6 protein-coding genes are annotated in these 9044 nt (G+C 59.4%); 2 read left to right on the top strand and 4 right to left on the bottom strand.

Translation table 11 applies throughout. The annotated features are described in order from the left end of the window. From IV01_RS27075 to katG, 4 genes are all read right to left on the bottom strand, one after another. The coding region (locus tag IV01_RS27075) for a hypothetical protein (protein WP_418903536.1) at positions 1-106 on the bottom strand (106 nt) is incomplete at its 3' end. A 593-nt stretch (positions 107-699) separates the two neighbouring features. Then, positions 700-1740, bottom strand: coding sequence for an AraC family transcriptional regulator (locus IV01_RS11325; protein ID WP_032629021.1), 1041 nt, complete (start codon positions 1738-1740; stop codon positions 700-702). Positions 1741-1742: 2 nt separating this feature from the next. Beyond that, on the bottom strand, positions 1743-2885 hold the full coding sequence (locus tag IV01_RS11330; protein WP_032629019.1) for a carbon-nitrogen hydrolase family protein: 1143 nt from the start codon (positions 2883-2885) through the stop codon (positions 1743-1745). 239 nt (positions 2886-3124) lie between these two features. Then, the gene (gene katG, locus IV01_RS11335; RefSeq protein WP_032629017.1) at positions 3125-5386 is read right to left on the bottom strand and encodes a catalase/peroxidase HPI; all 2262 of its coding nucleotides are present in this window, start codon (positions 5384-5386) and stop codon (positions 3125-3127) included. 350 nt (positions 5387-5736) lie between these two features. Here katG and IV01_RS11340 point away from each other — a divergent pair, with 350 nt between their 5' ends. Together IV01_RS11340 and IV01_RS11345 are read left to right on the top strand one after the other, a co-directional pair. After that, a complete protein-coding gene (locus IV01_RS11340; protein WP_032629016.1) occupies positions 5737-7773 on the top strand; it encodes an NADPH-dependent 2,4-dienoyl-CoA reductase in 2037 nt (678 codons plus the stop codon). A 151-nt stretch (positions 7774-7924) separates the two neighbouring features. Next, positions 7925-8956 (top strand): 1-aminocyclopropane-1-carboxylate deaminase/D-cysteine desulfhydrase, encoded by a 1032-nt coding sequence (locus IV01_RS11345; RefSeq protein ID WP_032629015.1) that lies wholly within the window; start codon positions 7925-7927, stop codon positions 8954-8956. Positions 8957-9044 lie beyond the last annotated feature (88 nt).

Below are 9044 nucleotides of genomic sequence, written 5' to 3'. Positions count from 1 at the left end.
GGCGCTCGGACAGCTGACGGGCACCTTGCAGCGGGGTTTCCACGGCGATGTCGTAGACGCGGGAGGTGAGGATCTTGCGGGCGTAATGATTGAGCAGATCGGTCATCGCGTCGTCCCCGTACTGTGGGTAACGATGCGTTGAATGTTGGAAGCGAAGAGGGCGGCTTGAATGATGATCATGTCTGACTCCTGGTTCTTGTGGTTTGGCCCAGGAGACAGAAAAAACCCGCCTCTAGGGCGGGTTGGGTGCACGCGTCGGCTAACCCGCCATAACTGGAATGGCGGTAATAATAATCTGGCCGAAGACGTGCTGATTTGAGTTCATGACGCGAAGACTATTTCGGTTGCGCAGAGCAAGTCAAGCCACTAAATCGCACTCAGCGCGCCACGTATCTTTAACTAGCGAGACATTTTTCCTTCACCTTGGCACTTTATGGTGAAGGCCATGGTCAGTGAATCACGTCATTTAAAGAACAGCCAAGAGGGCACGCGTTATGGACGACTACCAAGAAGAACTGCTGGAATATCAGGCTTTTGAATTTGAACCGCTGGAGCCGGCGGACGATGCGACTGAGTTGTGAAGCTGAATCTAAATGCTTTGTAGGAGCGCGCTTGCCCGCGATGACATCGGCATATCCAACGTTGATGGCATCTGACACAACGCCATCGCGGGCAAGCGCGCTCCTACGGGTTTGGAGTTTATCGTGAGAGACGCTGCCCACGCCTGAACTCTCCCGGTGTCTGGCCGCACCAGCGCTTGAAGGCGCGTTGAAAGGCTTCGGCTGAAGCGAAGCCAAGCAGGTAAGCGATCTCCCCGAACGCCAGTTCAGTATCACGAATGTAGGTCATGGCAAGATCCCGGCGGGTGTCGTTGAGGATACGGCGAAACCCCGTGCCTTCCTCGGCCAGCTTGCGACGCAACGTCCAGGCCGGCAGCTTGAGTCTGGCGGCGATTTCCTCAAGATCCGGTTCCCGTCCCCCATTCAGCTGCGGCCCCAGTAGTCGTGTGATGCGTTCGCGCAGGCTACGGGTGCGGGTCAGTTGCTCAAGTTCTTTCTCACAGAGTTGCAGCAAATGCTGCCAGGTACTTGGGCAATGCTGCGGGTTGCGCAGACCGAGTGCCGCCTGATCGAGCCTGAGTTGATTGGCGCCTGCGGCAAAAACAACGGGCTGCACGCTCAAGCCGCTGTAATCGGCGGCATAGTCTGGAGCATCGAATTCGATCTCGATTTTCTGCGCTCGCACCTCAACACCGCTCAAGGCGGATAGCTGTTGTAGCCAACCGGCGAAAATCGAGTCCACCACAAAACGGTTGTAGCCGTTGTAGGGACTGATGGAATAGAAACGCAGCCAGGCACCGTCGGCATCTTCGTGAAAGGATGACTGCCCGCGATAATTGGAGCCGTACAGCGCTTCGAAACGAATCAGGGTCCTGACTGCCTCTCGCACGGTCGGAGCCTGCCCAGCCGTCACGCCCGCCAGACCCGCCTGGCTGATCCGGCTCACCTGGCCCATGCGTAAACCCAGTGCGGGCTGCCCTGTGAGCTGAATCGCTGCGTGACCCAGGCGCATATAGCGGGGTATCGACAGTCGACCCCCGGCTTCGGCCAGCCACGCAGCGTTCAGCCCGTATTGCGCCAACAGAGGCGCGGGGTCGTGGCCGAAACTGCGCACCGCGTCCGCCAGATTCTGCACAAAGCCGGTAGACAGATCACCCAGTCGAGTCGGTGAGGTGCTCATGGTCACAACCAGATGTTGATCAGGCGTGCGCCGTGATTGGCTTTATCGTCGGCCAGTGGTTCGACGATGTGCTGGCCGTCGCGGCTGGCGAAACTGTGGCCCGAACTGCCTTGATCCCAGAGTTGGCCGCGCATGAACACACTGATCCCGGCCCTGGCTGTGCTGATAGGTGCCTGACTGGTCAGGGTCAGACGCTGCCAGGCTTCGCCTTCACTGACATCGGCGGGGGCGTCGGTTTTGGCGGCGATATCAGGTGTCCGATAGCCACGCCACGGACGCGCCCAGTTATCCGCGCCGATGACAAAGGCGGGCACTGCGATGAGCTCGGCACCCTTGGCATTGAGGCTGGCATAGTTGCCGGGATACCAGCTGTCGCTGCCGATCAGAATGCCGAGCCGACCGGCTGGCGTGTCGAACACGTTCAACTCGGTGTCGCCAGCGGCATGGATGTAGTTGCGTTGGTAGGCATTGGGAAACAACTGCCGCTGGGGCTGGCCGATGGGCAGACCATCGCTGCCGAAGGCTACGCTGCTGTTGTACAACGGCCCGCTGCCGGTTTTCAGCTTGCCGCCGTCGATGCTCGGCTCGGGCAGTACGATGGAACCTGCTACCAGAGTGACGCCAAATTCCCTGGCGAGCCCGCCAAACAGGGTTTGATAATCAGCAGCCATGGCCGGCGCCTTCATGCGCAAATGGGCATCGTCCAAGCGGTTGTCGCCCTTGGCCTGCATCATCGCCGCAATGAACTTCAACGGGTTGCTGGCCGACACCCAGGTCATGGCTTCGTCGATGGTGGTGGCCTCGTAGACCTGATTCTTTTCGCCGCTGGCAAACAACCAGGTGCCCACATGCTCGGGCAATACCACCAGGGTTCGGCTGTTGATCAGACCCTGGTCGCGAGCCTGCTGCAGATAGGCCGCCAGTTTGCGATGCAGACGGGCGATGCTTTGATAATCGGCAGGAAACAGCTCGGGCTGGATCCCCAGCATGTTGCCGCGCTCACTCGGCTGACCTTCATCGACCGCCAGTTGAATGCGTAAGTCAGACAGGTAATGACCCACAGGACGCTGTTCGGTCCAGATGCCATAGCCGGCGAGTGCAACGATGAGCCCAAGGCCGAGGACGATAGTGAAGAATGTACGCATAGGGAATTGGAAGGCTGGCGTTTCCGAATGGTGGGACACAGGTGAAGTGCGCCCGAGCGTACGGGAAAACAACGGGTTAACGAACTTTTTTATTGGTTTTCATTTTCCATATCAACACAGAACTGTAGGAGCGCGCTTGCCCGCGATTGGATTTCAAGACTACACATTTCGTCGACTGTACTCACTTCCTCGCGGGCAAGCGCGCTCCTACAGGCGCAAGCGTTGGCAAATTGACCGGTTTACCTCAAATCAAACCGATCCAGGTTCATCACCTTGTCCCACACCTCGACAAACTTCTGCACAAAGATCTCCTTCGCATCGGCGCTGGCATAAACCTCTGCCAGAGCACGCAACTGGGCATGGGAGCCGAATACCAGGTCGACACGCGTTCCGGTCCACTTCACTGCGCCAGTCTTGCGATCACGTCCTTCGAACTCCTCTTTAGCGTCGGAAACCGCTTTCCATTCGGTGTTCATGCCCAGCAGATTGACGAAGAAATCATTGCTCAGCGTCTCAGGTCGCTCGGTGAAGACTCCATGCCGGGTTTGTCCGACGTTGGTATTGAGCACCCGCAGGCCACCCAGCAGCACGGTCATCTCGGGCGCGGTCAACGTCAGCAATTGAGCCTTGTCGATCAGCCAGGCCTCGGCAGGAACACCGTGGCGACTCTTCAGGTAATTGCGGAAGCCGTCGGCGATGGGTTCAAGAAAGCCGAATGACTCCACATCGGTCTGTTCCTGCGAGGCATCGGTACGCCCCGGCGTGAACGGCACGGTAATGGAGTGACCGGCGTTCTTTGCCGCCAGCTCGACACCTGCGCAACCGGCCAGAACAATCAGGTCAGCAAGGGAGATTTTCTTGCCTCCAGTTTGCGCGCTGTTGAATGCCTGCTGGATGCCTTCAAGGGTTTGCAGTACGTTGGCCAGTTGTTCCGGCTGGTTGGCCTGCCAGAACTTCTGCGGTGCCAGGCGCAGACGTCCGCCGTTGGCGCCGCCGCGCTTGTCCGAGCCCCGGAACGTCGAGGCCGCCGCCCAGGCAGTTGACACCAGTTGCGAAACCGAAAGGCCGGACTCAAGAATTTTGCTCTTCAGTGCGGCAATATCGCCTTCATTGACCAGTGCGTGATCCACGTCTGGAATCGGGTCCTGCCAGATCAGTTCTTCACTGGGCATTTCCGGACCCAGATAGCGTGAAAGTGGGCCCATGTCCCGGTGGGTCAGCTTGAACCAGGCGCGAGCAAAGGCGTCCGTCAGTTGGTCGGGGTTCTCCAGGAAACGCCGTGAAATCGCCTCATAAGCCGGGTCAAAGCGGAGCGCCAGGTCCGATGTCAACATGGTCGGTGCGTGTCGTTTCGATGGATCGTGGGCGTCGGGAATCAGCCCCGCGCCAGCGCCGTCCTTTGGTCGCCATTGGTGAGCTCCGGCCGGGCTCTTGGTCAGCTCCCATTCGAAACCGAAAAGGTTCTCCAGATAGTTGTTGCTCCATCGGGTCGGGGTAGTGGTCCAGGTCACTTCCAGACCGCTGGTAATGGTGTCCGGGCCCTTGCCGGAGCCAAAGCTGTTTTTCCAGCCCAGGCCTTGCTGCTCGATGTCGGCGGCTTCAGGTTCGGCGCCGACGTTGTCTGCGGGTCCCGCCCCATGGGTCTTGCCGAAGGCGTGGCCGCCTGCGATCAATGCCACTGTTTCTTCGTCGTTCATGGCCATGCGTCCGAACGTCTCGCGGATGTCTTTGGCCGACGCGACGGGGTCGGGATTACCATCCGGGCCTTCCGGGTTGACGTAAATCAGGCCCATTTGCACGGCGGCAAGTGGGTTTTCCAGATTACGTCCCTGGTCGGTACGACTCTGCTCGGTGCCGTGCTTATCCGGCTCTGCCACCAATACGCCTTCGCCTGGCGGCTGTGCTTCTTTGCCGTAACGGGTGTCGCCGCCCAGCCAGGTTTTCTCCGAACCCCAGTAAACCGCTTCGTCTGGCTCCCAGACATCAGCACGGCCACCTGAGAAACCGAAAGGTTGGAAACCCATGGATTCCAGCGCGACATTACCGGTCAGTACGATCAGGTCGGCCCAGGAGATTTTTTGTCCATACTTCTGTTTAACCGGCCAGATCAGCCGCCGGGCTTTATCCAGGCTGACGTTGTCCGGCCAACTATTGAGCGGAGCGAAGCGCTGTTGACCGGCACCCGCGCCGCCACGCCCGTCAGCGGTGCGGTAGGTGCCGGCGCTGTGCCAGGCCATACGAATGAACAAGGGACCATAGTGACCAAAATCTGCTGGCCACCAATCCTGCGACTCGGTCATCAACGCGCGCAGGTCCTGTTTTACAGCTTCGAAGTCCAGACTTTTGAAGGCTTCGGCGTAATTGAAGTGCTCGCCCATCGGGTCGGACAGCGGTGAGTGTTGATGCAGGATTTTCAGATTCAGCTGGTTGGGCCACCAGTCACGGTTCGTGGTGCCACCACCAGCCGCTTGGTTGAACGGGCATTTTCCTTCTGTTGCCATGGTGTATACCTCTGGTCGTTGTATCCAACTATCCGACCCGCTCAGGCTTGCGGGTTGCGATGAGTCAAAGGGCACAGGCTGAGCCTTGACCGGATCGATCTTTTTGTGGGCCCACGTGCACCAGCGCCAGATCAAGCCTAGTCGACGTCCAAAGGTCGGCCAATACAGAGAGACTAAGGGCTTGATAGGTAAAACCGTTTGCGCGCTATGATCATTAACTTGTCATCTACAGTCATTGAGTGCGACGTGCTGGCTCTTTACTGTGGCGCAATGAACGGGCCGACAGGGCCTGAATAATCGACGGTTGCCCAAGGCATCCGCATCCCGTGATCCTGCTTGATGGAGTTCTTATGGCCGCCGCCCCTTACCCGCACCTGCTTGCCCCGCTTGATCTGGGCTTTACCACCTTGCGCAACCGCACGCTGATGGGCTCGATGCATACCGGCCTGGAGGAAAAGCCGGGCGGCTTCGAACGCATGGCGGTGTATTTTGCCGAGCGGGCCCGAGGCGGTGTCGGTTTGATGGTGACCGGCGGCATCGCACCCAACGAAGAAGGCGGCGTATACGGCGGGGCGGCAAAGCTGACCACGGCTGAAGAGGCCGACAACCATCGTGTGGTGACTCAGGCGGTGCATGAAGCGGGCGGCAAGATCTGCCTGCAGATCCTGCATGCCGGGCGTTATGCCTACAGCAAGAACCAGGTCGCCCCCAGCGCCATTCAAGCGCCGATCAACCCGTTCAAGCCTCGGGAGCTGGACGAAGAGGGGATCGAGAAGCAGATCGCCGATTTCGTGACCTGTTCGACGCTGGCGCAAAGCGCCGGGTACGACGGCGTCGAGATCATGGGCTCCGAAGGCTACTTCATTAACCAGTTCCTTGCGGCTCACACCAATCACCGCACCGACCGCTGGGGCGGCAGTTACGAAAACCGCATGCGTCTGCCTGTGGAAATCGTGCGTCGGGTGCGTGAAGCGGTTGGCCCGGAGTTCATCATCATCTTTCGCCTGTCGATGCTGGATCTGGTGGAAGGCGGCAGCAGTTGGGAGGAAATCGTACAGCTGGCCAAAGCCATCGAGCAGGCTGGCGCGACGATCATCAATACCGGCATTGGCTGGCACGAAGCGCGGATCCCGACCATCGCCACCAAAGTGCCGCGCGCAGCCTTCAGTAAAGTCACGGCCAAGCTGCGTGGCTCGGTGGCTATCCCGCTGATCACCACCAACCGCATCAACACGCCGGAAATCGCCGAGCAGATCCTCAGTGAGGGTGATGCGGACATGGTGTCCATGGCGCGACCTTTCCTGGCTGACCCGGAGTTCGTCAACAAGGCGGCCGCCGGGCGCAGCGATGAAATCAACACCTGCATCGGCTGTAATCAGGCTTGTCTCGACCATACGTTCGGCGGCAAGTTGACCAGTTGCCTGGTCAACCCAAGGGCCTGCCACGAAACCGAGCTCAACTACATCCCCACCCGCCACAGCAAGAAAATCGCCGTGATCGGTGCTGGCCCCGCAGGTCTGGCGGCGGCCACGGTGGCGGCTGAGCGTGGGCATCAGGTGACCCTGTTCGATTCGGCCAGTGAAATCGGCGGCCAGTTCAACATCGCCAAGCGGGTACCGGGCAAAGAGGAGTTCTTCGAAACCCTGCGTTATTTCGGCCGCAAGCTGCAAACCACCGGTGTCGATGTACGCTTGAATACCCGAGTGGCGGTGCAGGATTTGCTCGGCGCAGGCTACGACGAGGTAATCCTCGCCACCGGGATCGCGCCACGCACCCCGGCGATTCCGGGTATCGATAACCCCAAGGTGTTGAGCTACCTGGATGTAATTCTGGGACGCAAGCCGGTAGGCCATAGCGTTGCCGTGATCGGCGCGGGCGGGATCGGTTTCGACGTCTCGGAGTTTTTGGTCCATCAGGGCGTGTCCACCAGCCTGGATCGCACCGCCTTCTGGAAAGAGTGGGGCATTGATACCACCCTTCAAGCACGCGGCGGGGTAGTAGGCATCAAGCCGGAGCTGCATGCGCCAGCGCGTCAGGTATTTCTGTTGCAGCGCAAGGCTTCCAAAGTCGGCGACGGCCTGGGCAAGACAACCGGCTGGATCCATCGCACGGGCCTGAAGAACAAACAGGTGCAGATGCTCAACAGCGTCGAGTACCTGAAAATCGATGACGCGGGCCTGCATATTCGTATCGGTGAGGCTGAAGAGAAACTGCTGCCCGTGGATAACATCGTGATCTGCGCCGGACAGGACCCATTGCGCGAATTGTATGACGGGCTGCTCGAAGCAGGGCAGTCCGTACACCTCATCGGCGGCGCGGACGTGGCGGCTGAGCTCGATGCCAAGCGTGCGATTGATCAGGGTTCGCGGTTGGCGGCGGGGTTGTAAGCTGCACTTCTCTGTTGGAGCGAGGCTTGCCCGCGAACCGGTCACTCCGGTTTCATAAGCACTCCGCGTTATCGTTCTTCGCGGGCAAGCCTCGCTCCAACATAAGTAAGCCAATGCTAAACTTCCGCCCTTTCCCAAGCGGCCCAAATCCGTGTCTATCTCTCCAATCCACTGGCAACCCAGCGCACCCCTCGAACGGCTGAATCTACCCTGGCTTGCGCAGGCCGGGGTTGAGGTGGCGGTGCTGCGGCTGGATCTGATCGATCCGCTGATCAGCGGCAACAAGTGGTTCAAACTGGCTCATCATCTGGCCAAGGCCAGTGATGTGGGCGCGAAAGGGGTTATCAGCCTTGGCGGCGCTCATTCCAATCATTTGCATGCCCTGGCTGCGGCGGGCAAGCGTTTTGGTTTCGCTATGGTCGGGCTGCTACGCGGTCACGCTGTAGAGACGCCAACAACTGAAGACCTGCAGGCGTTCGGCATGCAGTTGCACTGGCTGGGCTACAGCGGCTATCGGGCCCGGCATGAACCTGATTTCTGGGAGCCCTGGCTGACCCAATATCCGGATTTCTATCCGATCCCTGAAGGTGGCGGCGGCCTGCCCGGTGCGCTGGGCTGTGCCGGGTTGTTGAGGATGGTCAACGATGAGTTGAGCGTATTGGGTTGGGACGACTACCACGCCTGGTGGCTGGCTGCAGGGACGGGCACGACGTTGGCAGGGCTGGTGTTGGCCGAGGCGGGTGAACGTGCAGTGTATGGCGCAATGGCCGTGCCGGATGATCATGGGGTGGCGCAGAATGTGGCGTCGATCTGTGGGCCGTCCCAACCCCGTGGGAGCAAGCTTGCTTGCGAAAGCGATTGGTCAGGCTCAAAAGATGTGTTGGATGTAATGGCCTCTTCGCGAGCAAGCTCGCTCCCACAGGAGGAGTATTTGACGTCAGCTGGCCACGGCTACCACCTCATCAACGCCAGCCGCGGCGGCTTTGCTAAAACTGATCCCGCCTTGCTGGATTTCATCGCCACCAGCGAAGCGCAAAGCGGTATCCCCCTCGAATCCTTGTACACCGGCAAAGCGTTGATGGCCTTGCATGATGAAGTGGTCGCGGGGCGATTTTCTTCAGGGAGGCGACTGATCTTCGTGCACACCGGCGGCTTGCAAGGTCGGCGCGGGATGCTGCTTTAAAGCGCTGATGTAGAACGGGTGGCATGAATCATGCGCAATCGTTTGACGGTGAGTCGGTCCTGACTATGTGGATGACACTTTCAGAGTG

The sequence above is a fragment of the Pseudomonas syringae genome, from assembly GCF_000737245.1.
Lineage (GTDB): Bacteria > Pseudomonadota > Gammaproteobacteria > Pseudomonadales > Pseudomonadaceae > Aquipseudomonas > Aquipseudomonas syringae_J.
This window is presented reverse-complemented; position numbering and strand designations above follow the sequence as displayed.

Bases quoted from the DNA above. Each gene is read 5' to 3' on its own strand.
- IV01_RS11330 (WP_032629019.1), bottom strand. From the start codon at position 2,885: ATGCGTACATTCTTCACTATCGTCCTCGGCCTTGGGCTCATCGTTGCA.
- IV01_RS11340 (WP_032629016.1), top strand. From the start codon at position 5,737: ATGGCCGCCGCCCCTTACCCGCACCTGCTTGCCCCGCTTGATCTGGGC.
- katG (WP_032629017.1), bottom strand. From the start codon at position 5,386: ATGGCAACAGAAGGAAAATGCCCGTTCAACCAAGCGGCTGGTGGTGGC.
- IV01_RS11325 (WP_032629021.1), bottom strand. From the start codon at position 1,740: ATGAGCACCTCACCGACTCGACTGGGTGATCTGTCTACCGGCTTTGTG.